This window comes from Streptomyces thermovulgaris (assembly GCF_002155915.1).
Classification (GTDB): Bacteria; Actinomycetota; Actinomycetes; order Streptomycetales; family Streptomycetaceae; genus Streptomyces; species Streptomyces thermovulgaris.
In genome coordinates this window covers 1-26,871 of record NZ_MUME01000066.1, presented here as the reverse complement: position 1 = coordinate 26,871, position 26,871 = coordinate 1, and the positions used below count along the sequence as shown (strand labels likewise).

The following is a 26,871-nucleotide window of genomic DNA, read 5'->3' as shown; positions in this document are numbered from 1 at the left end:
CCCATGTCTGCACAAGGTCAGCGCCACCGTTCTCGTCTCGCTCGTGCTGTCCGCGCCGTCGCCGTCACCGGCACGAGCGCCGCCCTTCTCGCCGCTCCGCTCCTCGGTGCCGCCGGCGCCTCCGCGGCGCCCTCCTCCGGCGGAACCACCAGAACGATCACCGGCGCCGGCTACCCGAACAACCTCGACGGCTGGATCCGGGCCTCCCTGGAGGTCATGAGGAAGCACGGCATCCCGGGCACCTACAACGGCATCCACCGCAACATCATGCGCGAGTCCTCCGGCAACCCGCGGGCCATCAACCTCTGGGACTCCAACGCGGCCAAGGGCACCCCGTCCAAGGGGCTGCTGCAGGTCATCGAGCCGACCTTCAGGGCCTACCACGTCCCGGGCACCTCGTACGACATCTACGACCCGGTGGCGAACATCACCGCCGCCTGCAACTACGCGGCCAAGCGGTACGGCTCGATCGACAACGTCAACGGCCCCTACTGAGTCTCCACCGGGCCCCGGTCGAGCCCCTGCCGGCGGACGTACGGGCCGGTCCGCTCCCCCGGCCCGCCGAACAGCCGCTCGAGGACGACGGCGACGCCGTCGTCCTCGTTCGACAGCGTGATCTCGTCGGCCACCGCCTTGAGCTCGGGATGGGCGTTGGCCATGGCGACCCCGTGGGCGGCCCACCGGAACATGGGGACGTCGTTGGGCATGTCGCCGAAGGCGAGGGCGTGCTCGCGGCTCAGGCCCAGGTATTCGGCGGCCAGCGCCAGCCCGGTCGCCTTGGTGATCCCGCACGGCTGGAGTTCGACGATTCCCGGGCCCGACATGGTGACCGTGGCCAGGGAGCCCACCACGCCGCGCGCCGCCGCCGCCAAGTCGTCGTCGGACAGCACGGGATGGCGCAGCAGCACCTTGCTGATGGGCTTGGACCACAGCTCCTCGCGCCGGCCGACCCGCACGGAGGGCAGGGCCGGGTTCGGCATCCGGTACCCCGGCTCGATGAGCGTGAGCCCGTCGACGCCGTCCTGGTCGACGGCGGCGTACACCTCGCCCACCTCGGCCTCGATCTTGCCGAGCGCGACCTCGGCCAGCTCCCGGTCCAGGGTGACCGACCACAGCAGGCGGTTCGTCCCGGCGTCGTAGACCTGTGCGCCCTGGCCGCACACCGCGAGTCCCGTGGTGCCCAGGGCGTCGAGCAGGGGCCGCACTCTCGGCGCCGGCCGGCCGGTCACCACGAGGTGCCGGGCACCGGCGGCCGCCACCCGCGCCAGCGCGGCGAGGGACCGTTCGGACAGGGTGTCGTCACCGCGCAGCAGCGTTCCGTCCAGGTCAGTGGCGACAAGGGCATAGGCAAGGGCAGGGGGCATGATCAGAGAATACGGATCCGCCGCACCGGCGCCCCGGCGGGAGCCGGACGGCGGTCACGGACACGGCCGTTTCGCCCCGCCCCTCCTCAACTCCCTTTGCCGACCGGGCGTTTCGGCACCCCGGGCGGAAAGGCGGCCGGCCGGGCGCCGCCATGAGGCGTTCCGGGCGCGGCGGGACGGCCGCCCCGCGTGCCCGTGCTGCTGCGGCGGTGGGTCCGCCACAGCTGGTAGAGGTGCTTCGCGCCGGGCCGCACACTGCGCGCGAGCATGGTGAGGAACGGCATCGGGTCGTCGCCCGCGAACCAGGCCAGCTCCGTCCCGCTCGCCCGCGCCGGCACATGCGGTGCGGTGCGGCCGCTGCGGCGGTAGGCGAGCAGGGCGGGCAGGTCGACGTTCTCCACGACGAACCGGTGGCCCGCGCGCTGTTCTCCCCCCGGAACGGGACGCCCGGTCAGATGGAGGTGCAGGGCGCGCACGACGTCCACCCCCGACGCGTTCTCGAACAGCCGGAACTGGGCGCCCATGCGCGGGTTGAAGTCGAGGAGCTTGTACCGCCCGTCGCGCCGGTCGAAGCGCAGATCCAGGTCGACGATGCCGGTGTAGCCGATCCGTTTGACGAAACGCGCCGCGAGATCGGCGAGTTCGGGGTTGTCGACGACATACGCGTGCGCCGTCATCCCCGCGTGCGGCGGCCAGGAGCGGACCTTGACCCCGGTGAACATCGCGAGCGGGTTCGCGTCCTGGTCGAAGCAGGCGTGCACGATCCAGTCCTCGGCCTCCTCCCGCGGCAGATACTCCTGGAGGATCACCCCCGGCCGCTCGCCCCAGTCGCGGGCGAGGGCCAGCAGCCCCTCGGGGGTGGCGATCCTCGTGGTGCCGTTCACCGCGGGGTTGCTGCGCCGCAGGAACGCCTCGCGGTTCTTGGCCACCACCGGGAAGCGGGCCCGGGCGGCGAACGCCACGATGTCGTCGTACGACTGCGGGAAGACGGCCGCGGGGCTGGGGACGCCGTGCTCCACGCACAGCTCGTGCAGCCCCTGCTTGCTGGCCAGGCGGCGCGGCAGTCCGGGGGCGACGCGCGGGAAGAGGAAGCGGTCCCCCAGTGCGTCCTGGTGCTCGGCGATCAGGACGGCGGCCTCCTCGTCCGTGGGCACGAGGACGGTGGGCCGGCCGATGCGGCGGCCGATCCGCAGCAGGCCCTCCACCAGGCGGTCCGCCTTCTCCGTGCCCCGGGTCGGCCAGACGAAGGCGCGGGTGAGATAGCGGGAGGAGGCCGCGGGCGTGTACGCGTCCTCGGTGATCGCGTACATGGGGACGCCGAGACGGCCCAGGCTGCGGATCGCCCCCACCCCGCCGTGGTGCAGCGGATAGTTCCCGAACTTCACGATCAGGGCCGGCACGTCGCGGTCGGCCCGGAAGGGCACACCGACAGCACTCCTGGCCACAGGTCCCCCCATCGTCCCCCTGCGGAGCGGACTCGTGCCCGTCTCCTCAAAGGACGCTAAGCCGGAATCAGTACCTCCCACAAGGCCAATTCAGACATTGCAAACTCTTTAGGCACTGCCCAAAGCGGCGGCATACCCGTAACGTGTGGGCGATCACATGGAAAGCACGTGGCTCACGTGGACAACGGGAAAGGAAGGCAGTACCCATGCCCCCCTTCGAGGTTCCCGAGGGCGATCCCTTCGGCCCGCACAACCTGCCCTACGGTGTCTTCTCCCGTGCCGGGGCATCGGAGAGGACCGTGGGCGTCCGGCTCGGCGACCACGTGCTCGACGCGGGGGCGGCGGCGCGGGCGCTCGGCTCGCCGTACGCCTCCCTGCTCGCGCAGCCGACCCTGAACCCGCTGCTCGCCGCCGGCCGCACCACGTGGTCGGACGTACGGCGTGCGCTGACGGCGTGGGTGACGGTGCCCTCCCACCAGGAGGCGATCGCACCGTTCATGCACCCGCTGTCCTCGGTGACCCTGCACCTGCCGTTCGAGGTCGCGGACTACGTCGACTTCTACGCCTCGGAGAACCACGCCCGCAACGTCGGGCAGATCTTCCGCCCGGACGCCGCGGACTCGCTGACCCCCAACTGGAAGCACCTGCCGATCGGCTACCACGGCCGCGCGGGAACGGTGGTGGTCTCCGGCACGGACGTCGTACGCCCCTCGGGCCAGCGGAAGGCCCCCACGGATCCCGCGCCGGTGTTCGGGCCGTCGGTCCGGCTGGACATCGAGGCGGAGGTCGGCTTCGTGGTGGGCGTGCCGTCGCGGATGGGACAGCCGGTGGCGCTGAGCGACTTCCGCGAGCACGTCTTCGGGCTGTGCCTGCTCAACGACTGGTCGGCACGCGACATCCAGGCCTGGGAGTACGTCCCCCTCGGCCCGTTCCTCGGCAAGTCCTTCGCCACCTCGGTGTCGGCGTGGATCACCCCGCTGGACGCGCTGGAGCACGCGCGGGTGGCCCCGCCGGAGCGCACGCACCCGCTGCTGCCCTATCTGGACGACTCCGCGGAGGAGCCCGGCGGCTACGACCTGCGGATCTCCGTCGCGATCAACGGGCATGTGGTGTCCGAGCCGCCGTTCTCCACCATGTACTGGACGGCCGCGCAGCAGCTCGCCCACATGACGGTCAACGGCGCCTCGCTGCGCACGGGCGACCTGTACGGCTCGGGCACGGTGAGCGGGCCCGCCGAGCGCGAACGGGGCTCCCTGCTGGAGCTGACCTGGAACGGCCGTGACCCGCTGGAGCTCCCGGACGGAAAGAGGACGTTCCTGGAGGACGGGGACGTGGTGACGCTGTCGGCCTGGGCCCCGGGGGCGAACGGCACCCGGGTGGGGCTCGGGGAGGTGACGGGGCGGATCGTCCCGGCGTGACGGAAGGCCCGGTGACGGGCACGGCGCAGGAGCACGGCGGAGGGGATGTCCGAAAATCCGTTGCCGCCGGCTCCTGGCTCCCGGTGCCCGCGGGCGTCATACTGACGGCCGGTCGTGCGCGCCCGGCGTGTCGGCCGGCTCCCCCTTCTGTGCCGCTGTGCCGTTTTTGCCGTCTCGCCGCCGCACGACCCCGACGCCTGCCTCTTTTCGACCGAGGATCCGGAGTCCGTGGCCCTGACCGTCTGTCTGCTCCTGCTCGGCGCCGTCGCGCTGACGGCCGCCGTGCCGGTCCCCCGTGCGCTGACCCGGGCGGTGTGGCCCGAGCGGGAGCCCGTCGTCGCGCTGTGGGTGTGGCAGTGCCTGGTCGCCACGGTTCTGCTGTGCTGTCTGGCCGCCCTGGTGCTGACCGCCGCGGCCGTCTTCCGCACCGTGCACGACCGGGTGTTCGCCCCCGCGCCGCCGGCCGTGACCGCCGCGTACGACCTGGCGGCGGCACCGGCCTGGACGGCCGGTCTCACCCTGCTGCTGGCCTGCGGCGCCGCCTGGACCACCGCGATGCTCGCCCGTGAGCTCGTCGAGGCGCGCCGCCGCCGCAGGCTGGTCCGCGCGCATCTGCGCGAGCGCGTTCCCGAGCTGCCCGCGGGTCTTCCGGCGGCCCGCGGACCGCTGCTCGTGCTGGAGGACGACTACCCCGACGCCTGGTGGATGCCCGGCCACCCGTCCCAACTCGTCGTCACCACCGGTGCGCTGCACCGGCTCACCGGCCGTCAGCTCGACGCCGTCCTCGCCCATGAGCGCGGCCACGCCCGCGCCCGCCACGACTGGCTGCTGCATCTGTCGACCGCGCTGGCCACCGGCTTCCCGCGCGTCCCGCTGTTCGCGCACTTCTGCGACCAGACCCACCGGCTGGTCGAACTGGCCGCCGACGACACCGCCTCCCGCCGTCACGGCCATGTCACCACGGCGCTGGCCCTGATCGAGCTCAACCAGCACCGCGGTGTCCTCTCCTGCGCCAGCAGCCGCCGTCTGCTGGGCGAGCGGGTGGACCGTCTCCTCCGGCCGCCGCCCCGGCTGGACCGCGGGCGCAGGGCCCTGACCGCGGCGGGGGCGGCCCTGGTGCCCCTGCTTCCGCTGCTGATCACCTTCGCCCCGGGGCTGACGGCCATGTGAGGCCCGGTCCCGTGCCCGGGCCCCGTGCCAGGCCCTGCGGCCGGTCCTACGCCAGGTCCTGCGGCTGGTCCTGCGGCTGGTCCTGCGCCAGGTCCTGCGGCTGGTCCTGCGGCTGGTCCCGCAGCGGGTCGCCGGGGTCCGGCCCGGGCGGCTCCTCCGCCGGTTCCGGTCCGTCCGGACCGGCCGCGGGGGCACCGGCCGTCCCGGTGCCGGGCGGCCCGCCCAGCGACGCGAGCACCGCGAGCACCCCTTCCCCGTACGTCGCCAGCTTCTTCTCGCCGATGCCGCCGACCGTGCCGAGCTGCGCCACGGACGTCGGCCAGAGGGTGACGATCTCCCGCAAGGTGGCGTCGTGGAAGACGACATAGGCCGGGACGCCCTGCTCCCGGGCCTGTTCGGCACGCCAGGCACGCAGGGCCTCGAAGGCGGGGAGCAGTTCCTCCGGCAGTTCGGCCGCCGCCTTGGGCCTGCGGTCGGCCCGGGCGGCCGGCGTGCGGGCCGCGGCCGGTTTCCCCGGCTCCTTGCGCAGCGGCACCGTGCGCTCGCCGCGCAGCACCGGGGCGCTGGCGTCGGTCAGCACCAGCGTGCCGTACTCGCCCTCGACCGCGAGCAGGCCCAGGGCCAGCAACTGCCGGACGACGCCCCGCCATTCGCCCTCGGTGAGCTCCGTGCCGACACCGAAGACGGACAGCTGGTCGTGGTCGAACTGGATCACCTTGGCGGTGCGCCGGCCGAGCAGGATGTCGATGATCTGCCCCGCGCCGAACTTCTGGCCCCGCTCCCGCTTCAGCCGCACCACCGTGGAGAGCACCTTCTGGGCCGCGACCGTGCCGTCCCAGGTCTCGGGCGGGGTCAGACAGGTGTCGCAGTTGCCGCAGCCGGCCGGGTCCGGTTCCTGGCCGAAGTAGGCGAGGAGCCGGCCGCGGCGGCACTCCACCGTCTCGCACAGGGCGAGCATCGCGTCCAGATGGGCCTGGGCCCGGCGGCGGAAGGCCTCGTCGCCCTCGCCGGACTGGATGAGCTTGCGCTGCTGCACGACGTCGTTCAGGCCGTAGGCCATCCAGGCGGTCGACGGCAGTCCGTCGCGCCCCGCGCGGCCGGTCTCCTGGTAGTAGCCCTCGACCGACTTGGGCAGGTCGAGATGGGCGACGAACCGTACGTCCGGCTTGTCGATGCCCATGCCGAAGGCGATGGTGGCGACCACGACCAGGCCGTCCTCGCGCAGGAAGCGGGACTGGTGCGCGGCGCGGGTGCCCGCGTCCAGGCCGGCGTGGTAGGGCAGCGCCTCGATGCCGTGGCGGGTGAGGAACTCCGCGGTCCTCTCCACCGAGGCGCGCGACAGGCAGTACACGATGCCCGCGTCGCCCGGGTGCTCCTGCTGGATGAAGGCCAGCAGCTGCTTTCTGGGGTCGGTCTTGGGCACGATCCGGTACTGGATGTTGGGCCGGTCGAAGCTCGCCACGAAGTGCCGGGCCCGCGGCATGTCCAGCCGCCGGGTGATCTCCTGGTGCGTGGCGGGGGTGGCCGTCGCCGTGAGCGCGATCCGCGGCACCTCCGGCCAGCGCTCGCCCAGCAGCGACAGCGCCAGGTAGTCGGGGCGGAAGTCGTGGCCCCACTGGGACACGCAGTGCGCCTCGTCGATGGCGAAGACGGAGATCTTGCCGCGGGAGAGCAGGTCGAGCGTGGCCTCCAGGCGCAGCCGCTCCGGCGCCAGGTAGAGCAGGTCGAGCTCGCCGGCCAGGAACTCCGCCTCCACCACCCGCCGCTCGTCGAAGTCCTGGGTGGAGTTGATGAATCCGGCGCGCACGCCCAGGGCCCGCAGCGCGTCCACCTGGTCCTGCATGAGGGCGATCAGCGGCGAGACGACGACGCCCGTGCCGGGGCGGATCAGGGCCGGGATCTGGTAGCACAGCGACTTGCCGCCGCCGGTGGGCATGAGGACCACGGCGTCGCCGCCCGCCACCACATGCTCGACGATCGCTTCCTGCTCGCCCCGGAAGGCCTCGTATCCGAAGACCCGCCGCAGCGTGGCCAGCGCCTCGCTCCGGCTCACCGGCATCCCGGTGCCACCGTCCGTCCCGCCCATCGCCCGTCCCCCGTCCGTCGTCCTTCGACCGCTGCTCCCCACCTTAGGGGGCGGCACCGACGGTCCCGGGAGTTGTCCACAGACTCCCGTCGCCCTCCGGCCCCTCCCGCCCCGGGCCCTCGTACCAGGAGGAGCGGCCGGAAGAGCGGCAGGAGACGGCGGGGAGAGCCCAGGAAGGGCCGGGGAGGGCCGGGAAGGGCCGGGAAGGGCCCGGGGCGCAGCACCCCCGCAACGCCGCTGCCCGGCATCCCCTCGCAGGGTGCCGGGCAGCGGCGTTGCGGCAGGAAGCGGGAGCGTCCTCAGCGCACGAAGACTCCCGCCTGGTTCGCCAGGTCCAGGAAGTACTGCGGCGCCACGCCGAGCACCACCGTGGCCACCACGCCCACGGCGATCGCCGCCATCGTCAGCGGCGAGGGCACCGCCACCGTCGGTCCCTCCGGCCGCGGCTCGCTGAAGAACATCAGGACGATCACGCGGATGTAGAAGAACGCGGCGACCGCGGAGGCGATCACACCGATCACGACCAGCGGGACCGCGCCGCCCTCCGCCGCCGCCCTGAAGACGGCGAACTTCCCCGTGAAGCCGGAGGTCAGCGGAATGCCCGCGAAGGCCAGCAGGAACACCGCGAAGACGGCCGCCACCAGCGGCGAACGGCGGCCGAGCCCCGCCCACCCGGACAGGTGCGTGGCCTCGCCGCCGGCGTCGCGGACCAGGGTGACCACGGCGAAGGCGCCGATCGTCACGAAGGAGTACGCGGCCAGGTAGAACAGGACGGAGGAGACGCCGTCCCGCGAGGTCGCGATGACACCCGCGAGGATGAAGCCGGCGTGGGCGATCGACGAGTACGCCAGCAGCCGCTTGATGTCGGTCTGCGTGATGGCGACGATCGCACCGACCAGCATGGTGACGATCGCGACCGCCCACATCACCGGCCGCCAGTCCCAGCGCATCCCCGGCAGCACGACGTACAGCAGCCGCAGCAGCGCGCCGAAGGCCGCCACCTTGGTCGCCGCCGCCATGAACCCGGTGACCGGGGTCGGCGCGCCCTGGTAGACGTCCGGCGTCCACATGTGGAACGGCACGGCGCCCACCTTGAACAGCAGCCCCATCACGACCATCGCGGCGCCGATGAGCAGCAGGGCGTCGTTGCCCATGGTGTTGGCCAGCGCCGGGGTGATGTGGGGCACGTTCCCGTCGACGACCTGCGCGATGGCCGCGTACGACACCGAGCCCGCGTACCCGTACAGCAGGGCGATGCCGAACAGGGTGAACGCGGAGGCGAACGCGCCCAGCAGGAAGTACTTGACCGCGGCCTCCTGCGACATCAGCCGCCTGCGGCGGGCCAGGGCGCACAGCAGGTACAGCGGGAGGGAGAGGACCTCCAGGGCCACGAACAGGGCCAGCAGGTCGTTGGCCGCGGGGAAGACCAGCAGGCCGGCGACCGCGAAGAGGAGCAGCGGGAAGACCTCGGTGGTGGTGAGACCGGCCTTGACCGCCGCCTTCTCGCTGTCGCTGCCCGGCACGGAGGACGCCTGCGCGGCGAAGGAGTCGACCCGGTTGCCGTGCGCGGCCGGGTCCAGTCGCCGCTCGGCGAAGGTGAACAGGCCGACCAGGGCCGCCAGCAGGATCGTGCCCTGGAGGAACAGGGCGGGTCCGTCGACGGCGACGGCGCCCATGGCCGCGATGTGCGCCTTGGTGGTGCCGTACCCCTGCGCCGCCAGCGCGACGACCGCGGCGAACGAGGCGCAGAGCGCGACGACGGACACGAACACCTGCGCGTAGTAGCGCGCCCTGCGCGGGACGAACGCCTCGATGAGCATCCCGACGATCGCCGCGCCCACGACGATCAGGACGGGCGACAGCTGCCCGTATTCGATCTTCGGCGCGTCGATCCTGGGAATCGGGTCGGCCGCGATTGTCCACAGGCTGTGGACGGCTGCTGTGCTCACTTGGCCGCCTCCACCTCGGGCTTGGGGTCGGTCTGGTGTACGTCGGACATGGTCTGCTGGACCGCCGGGTTGACGATGTCCGTGACGGGCTTGGGATAGACGCCCAGGAAGATCAGCAGCACGATCAGCGGGGCCACGACCACCAGCTCCCGCACCCGCAGGTCCGGCATCGCCGAGACCTCCTTCCTGACCGGGCCGGTCATCGTCCTCTGGTAGAGGACGAGGGTGTACAGCGCGGCGAGCACGATGCCGAGGGTGGCGGCGATGCCGATCGCCGGGTAGCGCGTGAACGTGCCGACCAGGACCAGGAACTCACTGACGAAGGGCGCGAGTCCCGGCAGCGACAGGGTGGCGAGGCTGCCGATCAGGAACGTGCCGGCGAGCACCGGGGCGACCTTCTGCACCCCGCCGTAGTCGGCGATGAGCCGGGAGCCGCGGCGGGAGATCAGGAAGCCGGCGATCAGCATGAGCACGGCCGTCGACAGACCGTGGTTGACCATGTAGAGCGTCGCCCCGGACTGGCCCTGACTGGTCATCGCGAAGATGCCCATGATGATGAAGCCGAAGTGCGAGATCGACGCGTAGGCGATCAGGCGCTTGATGTCCCGCTGGCCGACCGCCAGCAGCGCGCCGTAGATGATGCTGATCAGGGCCAGGACCAGGACGACCGGTGTGGCCCATGTGCTCGCCTCCGGGAAGAGCTGGAGGCAGAAGCGGAGCATCGCGAAGGTGCCCACCTTGTCGACCACCGCCGTGATGAGGACGGCGACCGGCGCGGTGGACTCCTGCATGGCGTTGGGCAGCCAGGTGTGCAGCGGCCACAGCGGCGCCTTCACCGCGAAGGCGAAGAAGAAGCCGAGGAACAGCCAGCGTTCGACACCGGTCGCCATCCGCAGCGAGCCGTCGGCACGGGCCTGGGCGATCTCGGTGAGCGAGAAGCTCCCGGCCACCACGTACAGGCCGATCACCGCGGCCAGCATGATCAGACCGCCGGCCAGGTTGTAGAGCAGGAACTTCACCGCCGCGTACGACCGCTGCGTCGAGGCCGCCTTCTCCCCGCGCTCGTGGGCACGGTCCCCGAAGCCGCCGATCAGGAAGTACAGCGGGATCAGCATGGCCTCGAAGAAGATGTAGAAGAGGAAGACGTCGGTGGCCTCGAAGGAGAGGATCACCATCGCCTCGAGCGCCAGGATCAGGGCGAAGAAGCCCTGAGTGGGCCGCCAGCGGCGGCTTCCGGTCTCCAGCGGGTCGGCGTCGTGCCAGCCCGCCAGCATCACGAACGGGACGAGCAGGGCGGTCAGCCCGATCAGCGCCACCGCGATGCCGTCCACGCCCAGTTCGTAGCGGACCCCGAAGGCCGCGATCCAGGAGTGGGACTCGGTGAGCTGGTAGCGGGCGCCGCCCGGGTCGAAGCGGACCAGGATGGTGGCCGCCAGCGCGAGCGTGCCGAGCGAGAAGGCCAGCGCAAGCCACTTGGCGGCGGTGCGCCGTGCGGCCGGCACGGCGGCCGTGGCGACGGCCCCGACGGCCGGGAGCGCCGCCGTCGCTGTCAGCAGAGGAAAGGACATCGGTATCAGACCGCCCTCATCAGCAGGGTCGCGGCCACCAGCAGGGCCGCACCGCCGAACATCGAGACCGCGTAGGAGCGGGCGAAGCCGTTCTGCAGCCGGCGCATCCGCCCGGACAGACCGCCGACCGAGGCCGCCGCACCGTTGACGACGCCGTCGACCAGGGTGTGGTCGACGTACACCAGGGACCGGGTGAGGTGCTCACCGCCGCGGACCAGGACCACATGGTTGAAGTCGTCCTGGAACAGGTCGCGCCGGGCGGCCCGGGTGAGCAGCGACCCGCGCGGGGCGACGGCCGGGACCGGCCTGCGGCCGTACTGGGCCCAGGCGACGGCCACGCCGATCAGCAGGCACACCACGGTCGCCGCGGTGACCGCCCAGGCACCGACCGGCGGGTGGCCCTCGCTGTGCCCGGTGACCGGCTCCAGCCAGTGCAGGAAGCGGTCGCCGATGCTGAAGAACGCACCGCCGAAGACCGACCCCACGGCCAGCACGATCATGGGGATCGTCATGACCCCGGGCGACTCGTGCGGCGTCGCGGCGGCCTGGCCGGAGGCCTCCGCCCGGTCGCGCCAGCGCTCCTCGCCGAAGAACGTCATCAGCATCACGCGCGTCATGTAGAACGCGGTGACGGCCGCGCCCAGCAGGGCCACGCCGCCGAGGATCCAGCCCTCGGTGCCGCCCTTGGCGAAGGCCGCCTCGATGATCTTGTCCTTGGAGAAGAAGCCGGACAGGCCCGGGAAGCCGATGATGGCGAGATAGCCGAGGCCGAAGGTGACGAAGGTGACCGGCATGTACCGGCGCAGGCCGCCGTACTTGCGCATGTCGACCTCGTCGTTCATGCCGTGCATGACCGAACCGGCCCCGAGGAACAGCCCGGCCTTGAAGAAGCCGTGCGTCACCAGGTGCATGATCGCGAAGACGTAGCCGAGGGGGCCGAGGCCCGCGGCCAGCATCATGTAGCCGATCTGCGACATGGTCGAGGCGGCCAGCGCCTTCTTGATGTCGTCCTTCGCGCATCCGACGACCGCACCGAACAGCAGCGTGACCGCGCCGACCACCGTGACGGCGAGCTGCGCGTCGGGCGCCGCGTTGAAGATCGCGCCGGAGCGGACGATCAGGTAGACGCCCGCGGTCACCATCGTGGCGGCGTGGATGAGGGCGGAGACCGGGGTCGGGCCCTCCATCGCATCACCGAGCCAGGACTGCAGCGGCACCTGGGCGGACTTGCCGCAGGCGGCCAGCAGCAGCATCAGGCCGATCGCGGTGAGCCTGCCCTCGGAGGTGTCGCCCACCTGGCTCAGGACCGGCTCGAAGGCGAAGGACCCGAAGGTCAGGAACATCAGCATGATCGCGATCGACAGGCCCATGTCGCCGACCCGGTTGACCAGGAAGGCCTTCTTCGCGGCCGTGGCCGCGCTGGGCTTGTGCTGCCAGAAGCCGATCAGCAGGTAGGAGGCGAGGCCGACGCCCTCCCAGCCGAAGTACAGCAGCAGGTAGTTGTCGGCGAGGACGAGCAGCAGCATCGCCGCGAGGAACAGGTTCAGATAGCCGAAGAACCGGCGGCGGCGCTCGTCGTGCTCCATGTACCCGATCGAGTACACATGGATCAGCGAGCCGACGCCGGTGATCAGCAGCACGAACGTCATCGACAGCTGGTCGAGACGGAACGCGACGTCCGCCTGGAAGCCGGCCACCGGGATCCAGCTGAACAGGTGCTGGACCACGGTCCGCTGCTCGGCCTCCCGGCCGAGCAGATCGGCGAAGAGGACCAGGCCGATCACGAAGGAGGCGGACGCGAGCAGTGTGCCGATCCAGTGGCCGACGGCGTCGAGACGCCGGCCGCCGACCAGGAGGACGGCCGCTCCGAGCAGAGGCGCCGCGATCAGCAGCGCAATCATGTTCTCCACGATTCTTCCGACCCCTTACAGCTTCATCAGGCTGGCGTCGTCGACCGAGGCCGAGTGGCGGGAACGGAACAGCGACACGATGATCGCGAGCCCGACCACGACTTCCGCTGCGGCGACGACCATCGTGAAGAACGCGACGATCTGGCCGTCGAGGTTGCCGTGCATCCGGGAGAAGGCGACGAGCGCGAGATTGCAGGCGTTCAGCATCAGCTCGATGCACATGAAGAGCACGATGGCGTTGCGCCGGATCAGCACACCGGTGGCACCGATCGTGAACAGCAGGGCGGCGAGGTAGAGGTAGTTGACGGGATTCACTTCGACGCCTCCTCGGGCCGCTTGAAGGTCGCCGCCTCGATCGCGGTGCGCTCGAGACGCTCCTCGGCGCGCTGCTCCAGGGCCCTCAGATCGTTGAGCGCCTCCGCGGAGACGTCCCGGATCTGGCCGCGCTCGCGCAGCGTCTTGTTGACGGTGAGCTCGGAGGGGGTGCCGTCGGGCAGCAGACCGGCGATGTCCACGGCGTTGTGCCGGGCGTAGACACCGGGTGCCGGCAGCGGCGGCAGGTGCTTGCCCTCGCGCACCCGCTGCTCGGCCAGCTCGCGCTGGGTCCGGGCCCGCCCGATGCGCTGGCGGTGGGTGAGCACCATGGCGCCGACGGCGGCCGTGATGAGCAGGACACCGGTGAGCTCGAAGGCGAACACGTACCGGGTGAAGATGAGGGAGGCCAGGCCCTCCACATTGCCGTTGGCGTTCGCCCTGCCGATGCCTTCGAAGTCCTTGAGGGAGGCGTGGCCGATGCCCGCGAAGAGCAGGATGCCGAAGCCGAGCCCGCACAGCAGGGCCAGCCAGCGCTGGCCCTTGATGGTCTCCTTCAGGGAGTCCGCCGCGGTCACGCCGACGAGCATCACCACGAACAGGAACAGCATCATGATCGCGCCGGTGTAGACGACGATCTGCACGATGCCCAGGAAATAGGCGCCGTTGGCGAGGTAGAACACCGCCAGGACGATCATGGTGCCGGCCAGGCACAGCGCGCTGTGCACGGCCTTCTTCAGAAAGACGGTGCACAGGGCGCCGAGCACCGCGAGGGTGCCGAGGATCCAGAACTGGACGGCCTCTCCGGTGGAGGTGGAGTAGGCGGCGAGCTGAGCGGTCATCGGCCGATCACCTTCTCCGACGCGGGTTCGTCCTCACCGGAGGCGGAGGAGGCGTCCTGCGGAACCTCTCCCTTGGAGACGGCGACCTGGCGCACCGTGCCGGGTGCGGCCTCCGTCACCAGCCCCCGGTAGTAGTCCTGTTCGTCGGTCCCCGGGTACATGGCGTGCGGGGTGTCGACCATGCCCTCCTCGAGACCGGCGAGCAGCTGCTCCTTGGTGTAGATGAGATTGGCGCGGCTGGAGTCGGCCAGTTCGTACTCGTTGGTCATCGTCAGCGCGCGCGTGGGGCACGCCTCGATGCACAGCCCGCACAGGATGCAGCGGGCGTAGTTGATCTGGTAGACGCGGCCGTACCGCTCGCCCGGCGAGTAGCGCTCCTCGTCGGTGTTGTCGGCGCCCTCCACGTAGATGGCGTCGGCGGGGCAGGCCCAGGCGCACAGCTCGCAGCCGACGCACTTCTCCAGGCCGTCCGGATGGCGGTTGAGCTGGTGCCGTCCGTGGAAGCGCGGAGCGGTGGGCTTCTTCTCCTCCGGGTACTGCTCCGTCAGCCGCTTCTTGAACATGGCCTTGAAGGTCACGCCGAAGCCGGCCACCGGATTCAGGAAACCCGGCTTGCCCTCCTTGGGCTCCTCAGCCATCGGACGCCTCCTTTCCATCCAGAGATCCATCACGGTCGGTGTCGGGACCGCCACTGACGACCAGTTCGCGCTCCCGGCGCGGCCGGCGCCGCGGCACCGGGGGCAGCTCCTGCCCCGGCAGCGGCGGCACGGGGAACCCGCCGGCCATCGGGTCGAAGACGGCGGGCCGGGCGGCGGGCTTCTCGGCGGCCTTCGCCCGCTCGCGGAACAGGTCGACGACGAAGGAGAGGATCAGGACGGTCAGCACGGCGCCGCCGATGTACAGGGCGATGTCGGCGAAGTCGTGGTTCTCGTTGCGCAGCGCCCGCACGGTCGCGACGAGCATCAGCCAGGTCACGGAGAGCGGGATGAGCACCTTCCAGCCGAGCTTCATCAGCTGGTCGTAGCGGACCCGCGGGAGCGTGCCGCGCAGCCAGATGAAGAAGAACAGCAGCAGCTGGACCTTGATCACGAACCAGAGCAACGGCCACCAGCCCTGGTTGGCGCCCGCCCAGAAGGCGCTGATCGGCCAGGGGGCCCGCCAGCCGCCCAGGAACAGCGTGGTCGCCACCGCCGAGACCGTCACCATGTTCACGTACTCGGCGAGCATGAACATCGCGAACTTGATGGACGAGTACTCGGTGTTGAAGCCGCCGACCAGGTCGCCCTCGGACTCCGGCATGTCGAACGGGGCGCGGTTGGTCTCGCCGACCATCGTGACGATGTAGAGGACGAAGGAGAACGGCAGCAGCAGGATGTACCAGCGGTCGTGCTGCTGCTCGACGATCGCCGAGGTCGACATCGACCCCGAGTACAGGAACACGGAGGCGAACGCGACGCCCATGGCGATCTCGTAGGAGATCATCTGGGCGCAGGACCGCAGGCCGCCGAGGAGCGGGTAGGTGGACCCGGAGCTCCAGCCCGCCAGCACGATGCCGTAGATGCCGACGGAGGCGACCGCGAGGAGGTAGAGCACCGCGATCGGCAGGTCGGTCAGCTGCATCGCGGTGCGGTGCCCGAAGATCGAGACCTGGTTGTCGGCCGGCCCGAAGGGGATCACCGCGATCGCCATGAAGGCCGGGACGGCCGCGACGATCGGCGCGAGGACGTAGACCACCTTGTCCGCGCGCTTGACGACGACGTCCTCCTTGAGCATCAGCTTCACGCCGTCGGCCAGCGACTGGAGCAGACCCCAGGGGCCGTGGCGGTTGGGGCCGATGCGCAGCTGCATCCAGGCGACGACCTTGCGCTCCCAGACGATGGAGAACAGCACGGTCACCAGCAGGAAGGCGAAGCAGAACACCGCCTTGAGGAGGACCAGCCACCACGGGTCGGTGCCGAACATCGAGAGGTTCTCAGCGGCGAGGTACGGGCTCATGCCTCCACCTCCTTGGGGGCTCCGGCCGAGGACGTCGCCGGGCCGATACGGACGAGGGAGCCGGGCAGCGCCCCGGTGTCGGAGGCGACACCCCCGCCGACGGAGTTCAGCGGGAGCCACACCACCCGGTCGGGCATCTCGGTGATCTCCAGCGGAAGGGAGACCGCTCCGGCGGGGCCGGTCACGGTGAGCAGCTCGCCGTCCGCGACGCCCGCCTCGGCGGCCGTGGCGGGGGACACGCGTGCGCGTGCGGCGTGCCGGGTGCCGGCGAGCGCCTCGTCGCCCTCCTGCATCACGCCCCGGTCGAGCAGCAGACGGTGCCCGGCGAGCACGGCCTCCCCGGCGGCGGGCCGGGGCAGTGCCCCCTTGCTCTCCTGCGGGTCGTCGGCGCGCGGGCCGGTCCAGGCGCCCAGCCGGTCCAGTTCGGCGCGCACGGTCCGCAGGTCCGGCAGTCCCAGGTGGACGTCCATGGCGTCGGCCAGCATCTGCAGGACGCGCGCGTCGGTGGGCGGCAGTGCGCGGGTCATCTGGTCGGGCTTGAGCGCGGCCTCGAAGGGGCGGACCCGGCCCTCCCAGTTGAGGAAGGTGCCGGCCTTCTCGGCGACGGCGGCGACGGGAAGGACCACGTCCGCGTGCTCGGTGACCTCGCTGGGCCGCAGTTCCAGCGACACCACGAACCCCACCTCGGACAGCGCCTCGCGCGCGCGGGCCGGATCGGGCAGGTCGGCGACCTCCACACCGGCCACGAGCAGCGCCTGCAGCTCGCCGCCGGCCGCGGCCTCGATGATCTGGCCGGTGTCACGGCCGTAGCGGTGCGGGAGTTCGGCGACGCCCCAGAGCGCGGCGACCTCCTCCCGGGCGCGCGGGTCGGTCGCCGGACGCCCGCCCGGCAGCAGCGACGGCAGCGCGCCGGCCTCGACGGCACCGCGCTCGCCCGCCCGGCGCGGGATCCACACCAGCTTCGCGCCGGTGGCGGTCGCGGCCCGTACGGCGGCGGTCAGACCGCCGGCGACCGCCGCGAGCCGCTCGCCGACGACGATGACCGAGCCCTCGGCGCGCAGTGCCTGGGCGGCCTCGGCGCCCTCGGCCTCCAGTCCGACACCGCTCGCGAGCGCGTCCAGCCACTCGGTCTCGGTGCCGGGCGCGGCCGGCAGCAGGGTGCCGCCCGCCTTGCGCAGGCCCCGGGTGGCGTGCGTGGCCAGCGCGAACACCTTCTGTCCGTGCTTGCGCCAGGCCTTGCGGAGCCTGAGGAAGACGCCGGGGGCCTCCTCCTCGGACTCGAATCCGACGAGCAGGACGGCGGGCGCCTTCTCCAGGGAGGTGTAGGTGACCCCGCTGCCGTCCAGGTCCCGGCCGCGGCCGGCGACCCGGGCGGCCAGGAAGTCGGCCTCCTCGCTGCTGTGCGCACGGGCGCGGAAGTCGATGTCGTTGGTGCCCAGGGCCACGCGTGCGAACTTGCTGTAGGCGTAGGCGTCCTCGACGGTGAGCCGGCCGCCGATGAGCACACCGGTCCGCCCGCGCGAGGCGAGCAGTCCCTGGGCGGCGATCTCCAGCGCGTCCGGCCAGGACGCCGGGACCAGCTCGCCCTCGGGGTTGCGCACCAGGGGCGTGGTGAGCCGGTCCTTCAGCTGCGCGTACCGGAACGCGAAGCGCCCCTTGTCGCAGATCCACTCCTCGTTGACCTCGGGGTCCTCGGCGGCGAGCCGCCGCAGGACCTTGCCGCGCCGGTGGTCGGTGCGGATGGCGCAGCCGCCCGCGCAGTGCTCGCACACCGACGGCGAGGAGACCAGGTCGAAGGGGCGGGCGCGGAACCGGTACGCCGCCGAGGTGAGCGCGCCGACCGGGCAGATCTGGATGGTGTTGCCGGAGAAGTACGACTCGAAGGGGTCGCCCTCGCCGGTGCCGACCTGCTGCAGCGCGCCCCGCTCGACCAGGTCGATCATCGGGTCGCCGGCGATCTGGCGGGAGAAGCGGGTGCAGCGGGCGCACAGCACGCACCGCTCGCGGTCGAGCAGCACCTGGGAGGAGATCGGGACGGGCTTGGCGTACGTCCGCTTCCTGCCGTTGAAGCGGGACTCGGCGTTGCCGTGCGACATGGCCTGGTTCTGCAGCGGGCACTCGCCGCCCTTGTCGCAGACCGGGCAGTCCAGCGGGTGGTTGATGAGCAGCAGCTCCATCACACCCTTCTGGGCCTTCTCGGCGACCGGCGAGGTCAGGTGCGTCCTGACGACCATCCCGTCGGTGCAGGTGATGGTGCAGGAGGCCATCGGCTTGCGCTGGCCCTCGACCTCGACGATGCACTGCCGGCAGGCGCCGGCCGGGTCGAGCAGGGGGTGGTCGCAGAACCGGGGGATCTCGATGCCGAGCTGTTCGGCGGCCCGGATGACCAGGGTGCCCTTGGGCACGCTGATCTGGATGCCGTCGATGGTCAGCGTGACCAGATCCTCCGGCGGGACCGCCGCTTCTCCTCCGCCCGTGGGAGCGTTGGTGGTCACGGTCATGCGGTCACCTCCGTGCGGTCGGCCCAGGCCGTGGACTTGGCCGGGTCGAAGGGGCAGCCCCGGCCCGTGATGTGCTGCTCGTACTCCTCGCGGAAGTACTTCAGGGAGGAGAAGATCGGGGAGGCGGAGCCGTCACCGAGGGCGCAGAAGGACTTGCCGTTGACGTTGTCGGCGATGTCGTACAGCTTGTCGAGGTCGGACATGACGCCCTTGCCGGCCTCGATGTCCCGCAGCAACTGCACCATCCAGTAGGTCCCTTCGCGGCACGGCGTGCACTTGCCGCAGGACTCGTGGGCGTAGAACTCGGTCCACCGGGTCACGGCCCGCACCACGCAGGTCGTCTCGTCGAAGCACTGCAGGGCCTTGGTGCCGAGCATGGACCCCGCGGCGCTGACCCCCTCGTAGTCGAGCGGGACGTCGAGGTGCTCCTCGGTGAACATCGGCGTCGAGGAGCCGCCCGGTGTCCAGAACTTCAGCCGGTGCCCGGGGCGCATCCCGCCGCTGATGTCGAGCAGCTGACGCAGGGTGATGCCGAGCGGGGCCTCGTACTGGCCGGGGTTGGCCACATGGCCGCTGAGCGAGTAGAGCGTGAAGCCCGGGGACTTCTCGCTGCCCATCGACCGGAACCATTCCTTGCCGTTCTTCAGGATCGAGGGAACCGACGCGATGGACTCGACGTTGTTCACCACGGTCGGGCACGCGTAGAGGCCCGCGACGGCGGGGAAGGGGGGACGGAGCCGTGGCTGACCGCGGCGGCCTTCGAGGGAGTCCAGCAGCGCGGTCTCCTCGCCGCAGATGTACGCGCCCGCGCCGGCGTGTACGGTGAGTTCGACGTCGAGGCCGCTGCCCAGGATGTTCCTGCCGAGGTAGCCGGCCGCGTAGGCCTCGCGCACGGCCGAGTGCAGCCGCCGCAGGACGGGGACGACCTCGCCCCGCAGATAGATGAAGGCATGCGACGACCTGATGGCGTAGCAGGCGATCACGATGCCCTCGATGAGGCTGTGCGGGTTGGCGAACAGGAGCGGGATGTCCTTGCAGGTCCCGGGCTCCGACTCGTCGGCGTTGACCACCAGGTAGTGGGGTTTGCCGTCTCCCTGGGGGATGAACTGCCACTTCATTCCCGTCGGGAAGCCCGCGCCGCCGCGTCCGCGCAGACCGGAGTCCTTGACGTACGCGATCACCTCGTCCGGCGACATGGTGAGCGCCTTGCGGAGCCCCTCGTACCCCTCGTGCCTGCGGTACACGTCCAGCGTCCAGGACCTGTCCTCGTCCCAGAAGGCCGACAGCACGGGTGCGAGCAGCTTCTCGGCGCCGTTCTCTCCCCCGCTCTCGAATCCGCTCGGGCGGGCGGTGTCCCCGTTCTCGGGTGCCAAGGTCATCCCTCCCCCTCCTCTCCGACGGGTCCTGCCGGGTGGGCCGGATCGGACGCGGACGTCTTCTGCGGAGCGTCGTGCGAGCTCAGGTGCTCGGCCGGGGACGGCCGGTGCACGGCGGTGTCCTGCGGCTCGGGGACCGGTTCGCCGCCGCGCGGGTGGACCACGCGTGCGGGCGGGGCCTCTCCCTTGGCCAGGCGGAGGCCCGCCAGCGAGGCGGGTCCGGCGCTGCCGCCGGCCTCCGTCGCCCCCGGGCGCTCGTCGGGGAAGCCCGCCAGGATCCGGGCGGTCTCCTTGAAGGTGCACAGCGGCGCACCGCGGGTGGGGGTCACCGTCCGTCCCGCGCGGAGGTCGTCGACCAGGCGCCTGGCGCTCTCCGGGGTCTGGTTGTCGAAGAACTCCCAGTTGATCATCACGACCGGCGCGTAGTCGCAGGCCGCGTTGCACTCGATGTGCTCCAGGGTGACCTTGCCGTCGTCGGTGGTCTCGCCGTTGCCGACGCCGAGGTGCTCCTGGAGCGTCTCGAAGATGGCGTCACCGCCCATGACGGCGCACAGGGTGTTGGTGCAGACGCCCACGTGGTAGTCGCCGGACGGCTTGCGCCGGTACATGGTGTAGAAGGTGGCGACCGCGGTGACCTCGGCCGTGGTCAGGCCGAGCACGTCCGCGCAGAACCGCATCCCGGTGCGCGAGACGTATCCCTCCTCCGACTGCACCAGGTGCAGCAGCGGCAGCAGGGCCGACCGGGAGTCGGGGTAGCGGGCGATGATCTCGCGCGCGTCCCGCTCGAGCCGGGTGCGGACGTCGTCCGGGTAGGTGGGGGCGGGCGGTTCGGGCATGCCCAGGTCGACGCCCCGCTCCGAAGAACTGGTGGTCACCGGTCGACGCCTCCCATCACGGGGTCGATGGACGCGACGGCGACGATGACGTCGGCGACCTGGCCGCCCTCGCACATCGCCGCCATCGCCTGCAGGTTGGTGAAGGACGGATCGCGGAAGTGGACCCGGTAGGGGCGGGTGCCGCCGTCGGAGACGACGTGCACCCCGAGTTCGCCCTTGGGCGATTCGACCGCCGCGTACGCCTGTCCCGGCGGGACGCGGAAGCCCTCGGTGACCAGCTTGAAGTGGTGGATCAGGGCCTCCATGGAGGTGCCCATGATCTTCTTGATGTGGTCGAGGGAGTTGCCGAGGCCGTCCGGTCCCAGGGCGAGCTGGGCGGGCCAGGCGATCTTCTTGTCGGCGACCATGACCGGGCCCGGCTCCAGCCGGTCCAGGCACTGCTCGATGATCCTGAGCGACTGGCGCATCTCCTCCAGCCGGATCAGGAAGCGGCCGTAGGCGTCGCAGGTGTCGGCGGTCGGGATGTCGAAGTCGTAGGTCTCGTAGCCGCAGTAGGGCTGCGCCTTGCGCAGGTCGTGTGGCAGGCCGGTGGAGCGCAGGATCGGGCCGGTGACGCCGAGGGCCATGCAGCCGGCCAGGTCGAGGTAGCCGATGTCCTGCATCCGGGCCTTGAAGATGGGGTTCCCGGTGGCGAGCTTGTCGTACTCCGGGAGGTTCTTCTTCATCTTCTTGACGAACTCGCGGATCTGGTCCACCGCGCCGGGCGGCAGGTCCTGGGCGAGTCCGCCGGGCCGGATGTACGCGTGGTTCATCCGCAGGCCCGTGATGAGCTCGTAGAGGTCGAGAATCATTTCACGATCACGGAACCCGTAGATCATGATCGTGGTGGCGCCGAGCTCCATGCCGCCGGTGGCGATGCACACCAGGTGGGAGGAGAGCCGGTTCAGCTCCATCAGGAGCACCCGGATGACCGAGGCCCGGTCCGGGATCTGGTCCTCGATGCCGAGCAGCTTCTCGACCGCGAGGCAGTACGCCGTCTCGTTGAAGAACGGCGTGAGGTAGTCCATGCGCGTCACGAACGTGGTGCCCTGGGTCCACGTCCGGTACTCGAGGTTCTTCTCGATGCCGGTGTGCAGATAGCCGATGCCGCAGCGGGCCTCGGTGACCGTCTCGCCGTCGATCTCCAGGATCAGCCGCAGCACCCCGTGGGTGGAGGGGTGCTGGGGACCCATGTTGACGACGATGCGCTCGTCGTCGGCACGGGCCGCGGACTCGACGACCTCGTCCCAGTCGCCGCCGGTGACGGTGTAGACGGTTCCCTCGGTGGTCTCGCGCGGAGTCGCGTGCTGCGTGCTCATGAGTAGGACCTCCGCTGGTCCGGAGCCGGGATCTGGGCGCCCTTGTACTCGACGGGGATGCCGCCGAGGGGGTAGTCCTTGCGCTGCGGATGGCCCTGCCAGTCGTCCGGCATGATGATCCGTGTCAGGGCCGGGTGGCCGTCGAAGACGATGCCGAAGAAGTCGTAGGTCTCGCGCTCGTGCCAGTCGTTGGTCGGATAGACCGACACCAGCGACGGGATGTGCGGGTCGCTGTCGGGGACGCTGACCTCGAGGCGGATCAGCCGGTTGTGGGTGATCGAGCGCAGGTGGTAGACGGCGTGCAGCTCGCGGCCCTTGTCGTTCGGGTAGTGGACGCCGCTGACGCCGGTGCACAGCTCGAAGCGCAGGGCCGGGTCGTCGCGCAGGGTGCGGGCGACGCGGACCAGGTGCTCGCGCTCGATGTGGAAGGTGAGCTCGCCGCGGTCGACGACCGTCTTCTCGATCGCGTTCTCCGGCAGGAGGCCCTGCTCCTCCAGCGCGCCCTCGAGTTCGTCGGCGACCTCGTCGAACCAGCCGCCGTAGGGCCGGCTCGCCGGTCCCGGCATCCGGATGGAGCGGACCAGACCGCCGTAGCCGGAGGTGTCGCCGCCGTTGTTGGCGCCGAACATGCCGCGCTGGACGCGGATCTCCTCCCCGCCCTGCCCCCGCTGACCGGGGAGGTTCTCCAGGGAGAGCTCCTTTTCCGGGTTGACCCCGTTCGCGGGCCCGTTCCCGCCCTTGCCGTGGGCGTCACTCATCGCAGCAGCCCCTTCATCTCGATCGTGGGCAGGGCCTTGAGCGCCGCCTCCTCCGCCTCGCGGGCCGCCTCCTCGGCGTTCACGCCGAGCTTGGAGGTCTGGATCTTCTCGTGGAGCTTGAGAATCGCGTCCATCAGCATTTCGGGCCGGGGCGGGCAGCCGGGCAGATAGATGTCGACGGGGACGATGTGGTCGACGCCCTGGACGATCGCGTAGTTGTTGAACATGCCGCCCGAGGAGGCGCAGACACCCATGGAGATCACCCACTTGGGATTGGGCATCTGGTCGTAGACCTGCCTGAGGACCGGCGCCATCTTCTGACTGACCCGGCCGGCCACGATCATCAGGTCCGCCTGCCGGGGCGACCCGCGGAAGACCTCCATGCCGAAGCGCGCCAGGTCGTAGCGACCGGCGCCGGTGGTCATCATCTCGATCGCGCAGCAGGCGAGGCCGAAGGTGGCCGGGAAGACGGACGCCTTGCGCACCCAGCCCGCGATCTGCTCGACGGTGGTCAGCAGGAAACCGCTCGGCAGCTTTTCTTCGAGTCCCATGTCTTGTTAAGGCCCCTCAGTCCCATTCCAGGCCGCCGCGCCGCCACACGTACGCGTACGCGACGAAGACGGTGAGCACGAAGAGCAGCATCTCCACGAGCCCGAAAACACCCAGGGCGTCGAAAGTGACGGCCCAGGGATAGAGGAAGACGATCTCGATGTCGAAGACGATGAAGAGCATCGCCGTCAGGTAGTACTTGATGGGGAAGCGCCCGCCGCCGGCCGGCGTGGGGGTCGGCTCGATACCGCACTCGTACGCCTCGAGCCGGGCGCGGTTGTACCGCTTCGGCCCGATCAGGGTGGCCATGACCACGGAGAAGATCGCAAAGCCTGCCCCGAGGGCTCCCAGTACGAGGATGGGCGCATACGCGTTCACCGCTCCTCGCTCCTCTCAGTCGGTACTGACTGCTTGGGGTCCCCCCCGGTCGAGCGGATCCGAGACCTTGGGGGAGCGTGGCCGGACCCGTGGCCGCCCCACATGCCTCACCACTCCCGCTTGTCCCGGCGAAGATCGAGAACATGTGAAGCAGGTCACAAGCCCACCCGCTTCGCATCCTATGCCCGACGCTTTGTGATGTGCGACACGGAGTATCGCATGAGCTTTGTGATCTTTACCACCTGACGAACGATCATGAAGCCGGATGAGCGCCGATCTTCGCACGCGAAGCACCTGAGCGATCACCACTGGTCACATTTTGCCGCGTCGCCGCAGGTCAGAGGGGGTGCGCATTATCAGATGAACGGCGTCCAACGCAAAGTGGCGCGACGAGTCAAGACCTTGATATAGGGCCGCTTTTCACACATCAGGAGGACGGCGGCGCGGGATGTGGACACGTTCACTCGTTCACAAGCCGGAAGGAGCGCTTCACCGCCACCTCTCGGCACCCCTTCACCAATGGGACTCAAGTGACATATGGGGCTGCCGGACTTCGGCGCGCACATCCGCCGCACGGCAGTGACCTTTCCGTGACCTCTGCCACATCCACGACGGGCGCCCGGGGTCCGGACTTGGCCGGAGGCCCCGTCGGTGATAGGTCGGGGGCATTTCGGGCGTAACAACGAAAGCCCATGATCACAGGCATGATCGCGTGCGCCCGTAATGTCCGTTGTGTCGTCAATAAAGAACCGGGGCACGGGAATTTGGGCGCTCTATTGAACAAATGTGGCGCACCACACGTTCCTTGAAGATATGAAGGAGCCCCTGGTACCGGTTGTTCCCATGTCCCACACCGCTCAGATACGCAGCCACCGGAAACCCCGGCGCAACACGTCGAAGGTCGCGATGCGGGCCGGAGTTGCCAGTGGCGTCTTCGGCACCCTGGCAGTAGCCGGTGCGTCGGCGTCGTCAGCGCATGCCGCCGAGCCGGTGACACAGACCATCGAACTGCCCACCCTGACGGCCGACCTGGCCGCTCAGGTGGCCCAGTCTGCGGACATCACCCAGCAGGCCGCCGCGAACTACCAGTTGCAGGCCGAACGTGACGCAGCCGCCGCAAAGGCCGCGAAGCAGGCCAAGGCGGACCTCGCCGAGGCCAAGAAGAAGGCCGCCGAGGAAGCGCGCAAGAAGGCCGCCGAGGAGGCTCGCCGGAAGGCCGCCGAGCGTGCCTCCCGCACCGCCGAGCGGACCACGCTCGCCACCACGGCCGGCACCACCGCCGTCACCTCCACGAGCACGTCCACGGCGACCGGTTCGGCCGCGGCCGTCGTCGCGTTCGTCAAGGCCCAGGTCGGCAAGGCCTATGTCTCCGGTGCCACCGGCCCCTCCGCCTACGACTGCTCCGGCCTGGTGCAGGCCGCCTTCAAGCAGGTGGGCATCAACCTGCCGCGCGTATCCCAGAGCCAGTCGACCGTCGGCACCCAGGTGTCGCTGTCCAACCTGAAGCCGGGCGACATCCTCTACTGGGGCAGCCCCGGCAGCGCCTACCACGTGGGGGTGTACGTCGGCAACGGCATGTTCGTCGGCGCGCAGAACCCCTCCACGGGTGTCGTCGAGCGTCCGCTGTCCTACGACCCGCCGAGCGGCGCGGTCCGGGTGCTCTGAGGACACCGCACACCGCCGTCACGCGCTGGAGGGCCGCAGCCCGCTCGGGGCAGCGGCCCTCCAGCGCGTCCGTGCGCGCCTGCGGGCCCCGAACGCGCCCCTCATGGCCCTGGGGGCGCTCACCGCGCGGTGAGCGCCCCCAGGGCCCGTTGCGGGACTTGTGCCGGTCCGGTCCGGCTCACGCCTTGGGCGCCACCTTGCTCAGGCCGTTGATGATGCGGTCCATCGCGTCGCCGCCCGTCGGGTCGGTGAGGTTGGCCAGCAGCTTGAGGGTGAACTTCATCAGCAGCGGGTGGGTCAGCCCCCGCTGGGTGGCGATCTGCATGACCTTGGGGTTGCTGATGAGCTTCACGAAGGCGCGGCCCAGCGTGTAGTAGCCGCCGTAGGTGTCCTTCAGCACGCGCGGATAGCGCTGCAGGGCCAGTTCGCGCCGGGCGGGCGTGGACCGGGCCTGGGCCTGGGCGATGATCTCGGCGGCGAGCCGGCCGGACTCCATGGCGTAGGCGATGCCCTCGCCGTTGAAGGGGTTCACCAGACCGCCCGCGTCACCGACGAGCAGCAGGCCCCTGGTGTAGTGGGGCTGGCGGTTGAAGGCCATGGGCAGGGCGGCGCCGCGGATCGGGCCGGTCATGTTCTCGGGGGTGAAGCCCCAGTCCTCGGGCATGGAGGCGCACCAGGCCTTCAGGACCTCGCGCCAGTCCAGTTCCTTGAAGGACGCCGAGGTGTTGAGCACGCCGAGACCGACGTTGGAGGTGCCGTCGCCCATGCCGAAGATCCAGCCGTAGCCGGGCAGCAGCCGGTCCTGCGGGCCCCGCCGGTCCCACAGCTCCAGCCAGGACTCCAGGTAGTCGTCGTCGTGGCGGGGGGAGGTGAAGTAGGTGCGGACCGCGACGCCCATCGGGCGGTCCTCGCGGCGGTGCAGTCCCATCGCCAGGGACAGCCGGCTGGAGTTGCCGTCGGCGGCGACGACGAGCGGCGCGTGGAAGGCGACCTCGCGCTTCTCCTCGCCGAGCCTGGCCTTCACCCCGGTGATGCGGCCGGTGCGGTCGTCGACGATCGGGGCGCTCACATTGCAGCGCTCGTACAGCCGCGCCCCCGCCTTCTGCGCCTGCCGGGCGAGCTGCTCGTCGAAGTCGTCGCGCTTGCGCACCAGTCCGTAGTCCGGGAAGGAGGCGAGATCCGGCCAGTCCAGCTGGAGGCGCACACCGCCGCCGATGATCCTCAGCCCCTTGTTGCGCAGCCAGCCGGCTTCCTCGGAGATGTCGATGCCCATCGCGACGAGCTGCTTGACGGCACGCGGGGTGAGCCCGTCCCCGCAGACCTTCTCCCGCGGGAACGCGGTCTTCTCCAGCAGGAGCACGTCGAGTCCGGCCCGGGCGAGGTGGTAGGCG

The 26,871-nt window shown here is 70.7% G+C and carries 22 protein-coding genes; 4 read left to right on the top strand and 18 right to left on the bottom strand.

Annotated elements, in window-relative coordinates:
- Positions 1–3: 3 nt before the first annotated feature.
- On the top strand, positions 4–495 hold the full coding sequence (locus CCN35_RS07005; protein ID WP_067395423.1) for a transglycosylase SLT domain-containing protein: 492 nt from the start codon (positions 4–6) through the stop codon (positions 493–495).
- Here CCN35_RS07005 and CCN35_RS07000 read toward each other — a convergent pair.
- Both CCN35_RS07000 and CCN35_RS06995 read right to left on the bottom strand, forming a co-directional pair.
- Positions 489–1,364: an HAD family hydrolase gene (locus CCN35_RS07000; RefSeq protein WP_086791875.1), complete on the bottom strand. Its 876-nt coding sequence runs from the start codon at positions 1,362–1,364 to the stop codon at positions 489–491. The genes CCN35_RS07005 and CCN35_RS07000 overlap by 7 nt on opposite strands.
- Before the next feature lie 86 nt (positions 1,365–1,450).
- Positions 1,451–2,788 carry a carboxylate--amine ligase gene (locus tag CCN35_RS06995; RefSeq protein WP_245863056.1) on the bottom strand — a complete coding sequence of 446 codons (1,338 nt, stop codon included), beginning with the start codon at positions 2,786–2,788 and terminating at the stop codon, positions 1,451–1,453.
- Between the two features lie 227 nt (positions 2,789–3,015).
- On the opposite strand from CCN35_RS06995, the gene fahA reads away from it, so the two are divergent.
- Positions 3,016–4,227 carry a fumarylacetoacetase gene (fahA, locus tag CCN35_RS06990; protein ID WP_067395417.1) on the top strand — a complete coding sequence of 404 codons (1,212 nt, stop codon included), beginning with the start codon at positions 3,016–3,018 and terminating at the stop codon, positions 4,225–4,227.
- A 234-nt stretch (positions 4,228–4,461) separates the two neighbouring features.
- Positions 4,462–5,397 (top strand): M56 family metallopeptidase, encoded by a 936-nt coding sequence (locus CCN35_RS06985; RefSeq protein WP_067395472.1) that lies wholly within the window; start codon positions 4,462–4,464, stop codon positions 5,395–5,397.
- Positions 5,398–5,443: 46 nt separating this feature from the next.
- Here the strand turns inward: CCN35_RS06985 and recQ are convergent, their stop codons facing one another.
- The 15 genes from recQ to CCN35_RS06910 all read right to left on the bottom strand — a co-directional run bounded on the left by recQ (position 5,444) and on the right by CCN35_RS06910 (position 23,815).
- Positions 5,444–7,456, bottom strand: a complete 2,013-nt coding sequence (recQ, locus tag CCN35_RS06980; RefSeq protein ID WP_245863057.1) for a DNA helicase RecQ — start codon at positions 7,454–7,456, stop codon at positions 5,444–5,446.
- Between the two features lie 326 nt (positions 7,457–7,782).
- Positions 7,783–9,432 (bottom strand): NADH-quinone oxidoreductase subunit NuoN, encoded by a 1,650-nt coding sequence (nuoN, locus tag CCN35_RS06975; protein WP_067395414.1) that lies wholly within the window; start codon positions 9,430–9,432, stop codon positions 7,783–7,785.
- Positions 9,429–11,000: an NADH-quinone oxidoreductase subunit M gene (locus CCN35_RS06970; RefSeq protein WP_067395411.1), complete on the bottom strand. Its 1,572-nt coding sequence runs from the start codon at positions 10,998–11,000 to the stop codon at positions 9,429–9,431. The genes nuoN and CCN35_RS06970 overlap by 4 nt, the downstream gene beginning before the upstream one ends.
- A 5-nt stretch (positions 11,001–11,005) precedes the next feature.
- Entirely contained in the window at positions 11,006–12,910 is a 1,905-nt protein-coding gene (nuoL, locus tag CCN35_RS06965) for an NADH-quinone oxidoreductase subunit L (protein ID WP_067395408.1), read from the bottom strand.
- Between the two features lie 15 nt (positions 12,911–12,925).
- Positions 12,926–13,225 (bottom strand): NADH-quinone oxidoreductase subunit NuoK, encoded by a 300-nt coding sequence (gene nuoK / locus CCN35_RS06960; RefSeq protein ID WP_067395405.1) that lies wholly within the window; start codon positions 13,223–13,225, stop codon positions 12,926–12,928.
- The gene (locus CCN35_RS06955; protein WP_067395402.1) at positions 13,222–14,064 is read right to left on the bottom strand and encodes an NADH-quinone oxidoreductase subunit J; all 843 of its coding nucleotides are present in this window, start codon (positions 14,062–14,064) and stop codon (positions 13,222–13,224) included. Before CCN35_RS06955 ends, nuoK begins: the two co-directional genes overlap by 4 nt.
- Positions 14,061–14,702, bottom strand: coding sequence for an NADH-quinone oxidoreductase subunit NuoI (gene nuoI, locus CCN35_RS06950; protein WP_067395398.1), 642 nt, complete (start codon positions 14,700–14,702; stop codon positions 14,061–14,063). The genes CCN35_RS06955 and nuoI overlap by 4 nt, the downstream gene beginning before the upstream one ends.
- Positions 14,695–16,059 (bottom strand): NADH-quinone oxidoreductase subunit NuoH, encoded by a 1,365-nt coding sequence (nuoH, locus tag CCN35_RS06945; protein WP_067395395.1) that lies wholly within the window; start codon positions 16,057–16,059, stop codon positions 14,695–14,697. The genes nuoI and nuoH overlap by 8 nt, the downstream gene beginning before the upstream one ends.
- On the bottom strand, positions 16,056–18,560 hold the full coding sequence (locus tag CCN35_RS06940; protein ID WP_086791871.1) for an NADH-quinone oxidoreductase subunit G: 2,505 nt from the start codon (positions 18,558–18,560) through the stop codon (positions 16,056–16,058). The genes nuoH and CCN35_RS06940 overlap by 4 nt, the downstream gene beginning before the upstream one ends.
- Complete coding sequence (gene nuoF / locus CCN35_RS06935) at positions 18,557–19,939, bottom strand: NADH-quinone oxidoreductase subunit NuoF (RefSeq protein WP_086791869.1); 1,383 nt, start codon at positions 19,937–19,939, stop codon at positions 18,557–18,559. Before nuoF ends, CCN35_RS06940 begins: the two co-directional genes overlap by 4 nt.
- Positions 19,936–20,811: an NADH-quinone oxidoreductase subunit NuoE gene (nuoE, locus tag CCN35_RS06930; RefSeq protein ID WP_086791867.1), complete on the bottom strand. Its 876-nt coding sequence runs from the start codon at positions 20,809–20,811 to the stop codon at positions 19,936–19,938. Before nuoE ends, nuoF begins: the two co-directional genes overlap by 4 nt.
- Positions 20,808–22,130 (bottom strand): NADH-quinone oxidoreductase subunit D, encoded by a 1,323-nt coding sequence (locus tag CCN35_RS06925; RefSeq protein ID WP_067395381.1) that lies wholly within the window; start codon positions 22,128–22,130, stop codon positions 20,808–20,810. Before CCN35_RS06925 ends, nuoE begins: the two co-directional genes overlap by 4 nt.
- Complete coding sequence (locus CCN35_RS06920; RefSeq protein WP_067395378.1) at positions 22,127–22,888, bottom strand: NADH-quinone oxidoreductase subunit C; 762 nt, start codon at positions 22,886–22,888, stop codon at positions 22,127–22,129. The genes CCN35_RS06925 and CCN35_RS06920 overlap by 4 nt, the downstream gene beginning before the upstream one ends.
- Positions 22,885–23,439 (bottom strand): NuoB/complex I 20 kDa subunit family protein, encoded by a 555-nt coding sequence (locus CCN35_RS06915; protein ID WP_086791865.1) that lies wholly within the window; start codon positions 23,437–23,439, stop codon positions 22,885–22,887. The genes CCN35_RS06920 and CCN35_RS06915 overlap by 4 nt, the downstream gene beginning before the upstream one ends.
- A gap of 16 nt (positions 23,440–23,455) precedes the next feature.
- The gene (locus tag CCN35_RS06910) at positions 23,456–23,815 is read right to left on the bottom strand and encodes an NADH-quinone oxidoreductase subunit A (RefSeq protein WP_086791863.1); all 360 of its coding nucleotides are present in this window, start codon (positions 23,813–23,815) and stop codon (positions 23,456–23,458) included.
- 843 nt (positions 23,816–24,658) lie between these two features.
- On the opposite strand from CCN35_RS06910, the gene CCN35_RS06905 reads away from it, so the two are divergent.
- Complete coding sequence (locus CCN35_RS06905; protein WP_086791861.1) at positions 24,659–25,480, top strand: C40 family peptidase; 822 nt, start codon at positions 24,659–24,661, stop codon at positions 25,478–25,480.
- Positions 25,481–25,658: 178 nt separating this feature from the next.
- On the opposite strand, the gene CCN35_RS06900 is transcribed toward CCN35_RS06905, so the two are convergent.
- Positions 25,659–26,871 (bottom strand): geranylgeranyl reductase family protein (locus CCN35_RS06900; RefSeq protein ID WP_086791860.1); only part of this gene is annotated, 1,213 nt, incomplete at its 5' end.

What these genes read in the sequence shown, in the direction of transcription:
- CCN35_RS07005 (WP_067395423.1), top strand. Translation starts at nt 4, where the DNA reads ATGTCTGCACAAGGTCAGCGCCACCGTTCTCGTCTCGCTCGTGCTGTC.
- CCN35_RS07000 (WP_086791875.1), bottom strand. Translation starts at nt 1,364, where the DNA reads ATGCCCCCTGCCCTTGCCTATGCCCTTGTCGCCACTGACCTGGACGGA.
- fahA (WP_067395417.1), top strand. Translation starts at nt 3,016, where the DNA reads ATGCCCCCCTTCGAGGTTCCCGAGGGCGATCCCTTCGGCCCGCACAAC.
- recQ (WP_245863057.1), bottom strand. Translation starts at nt 7,456, where the DNA reads ATGCCGGTGAGCCGGAGCGAGGCGCTGGCCACGCTGCGGCGGGTCTTC.
- CCN35_RS06970 (WP_067395411.1), bottom strand. Translation starts at nt 11,000, where the DNA reads ATGTCCTTTCCTCTGCTGACAGCGACGGCGGCGCTCCCGGCCGTCGGG.
- CCN35_RS06955 (WP_067395402.1), bottom strand. Translation starts at nt 14,064, where the DNA reads ATGACCGCTCAGCTCGCCGCCTACTCCACCTCCACCGGAGAGGCCGTC.
- nuoI (WP_067395398.1), bottom strand. Translation starts at nt 14,702, where the DNA reads ATGGCTGAGGAGCCCAAGGAGGGCAAGCCGGGTTTCCTGAATCCGGTG.
- nuoH (WP_067395395.1), bottom strand. Translation starts at nt 16,059, where the DNA reads ATGAGCCCGTACCTCGCCGCTGAGAACCTCTCGATGTTCGGCACCGAC.
- CCN35_RS06940 (WP_086791871.1), bottom strand. Translation starts at nt 18,560, where the DNA reads ATGACCGTGACCACCAACGCTCCCACGGGCGGAGGAGAAGCGGCGGTC.
- nuoF (WP_086791869.1), bottom strand. Translation starts at nt 19,939, where the DNA reads ATGACCTTGGCACCCGAGAACGGGGACACCGCCCGCCCGAGCGGATTC.
- CCN35_RS06925 (WP_067395381.1), bottom strand. Translation starts at nt 22,130, where the DNA reads ATGAGCACGCAGCACGCGACTCCGCGCGAGACCACCGAGGGAACCGTC.
- CCN35_RS06920 (WP_067395378.1), bottom strand. Translation starts at nt 22,888, where the DNA reads ATGAGTGACGCCCACGGCAAGGGCGGGAACGGGCCCGCGAACGGGGTC.
- CCN35_RS06915 (WP_086791865.1), bottom strand. Translation starts at nt 23,439, where the DNA reads ATGGGACTCGAAGAAAAGCTGCCGAGCGGTTTCCTGCTGACCACCGTC.
- CCN35_RS06905 (WP_086791861.1), top strand. Translation starts at nt 24,659, where the DNA reads ATGTCCCACACCGCTCAGATACGCAGCCACCGGAAACCCCGGCGCAAC.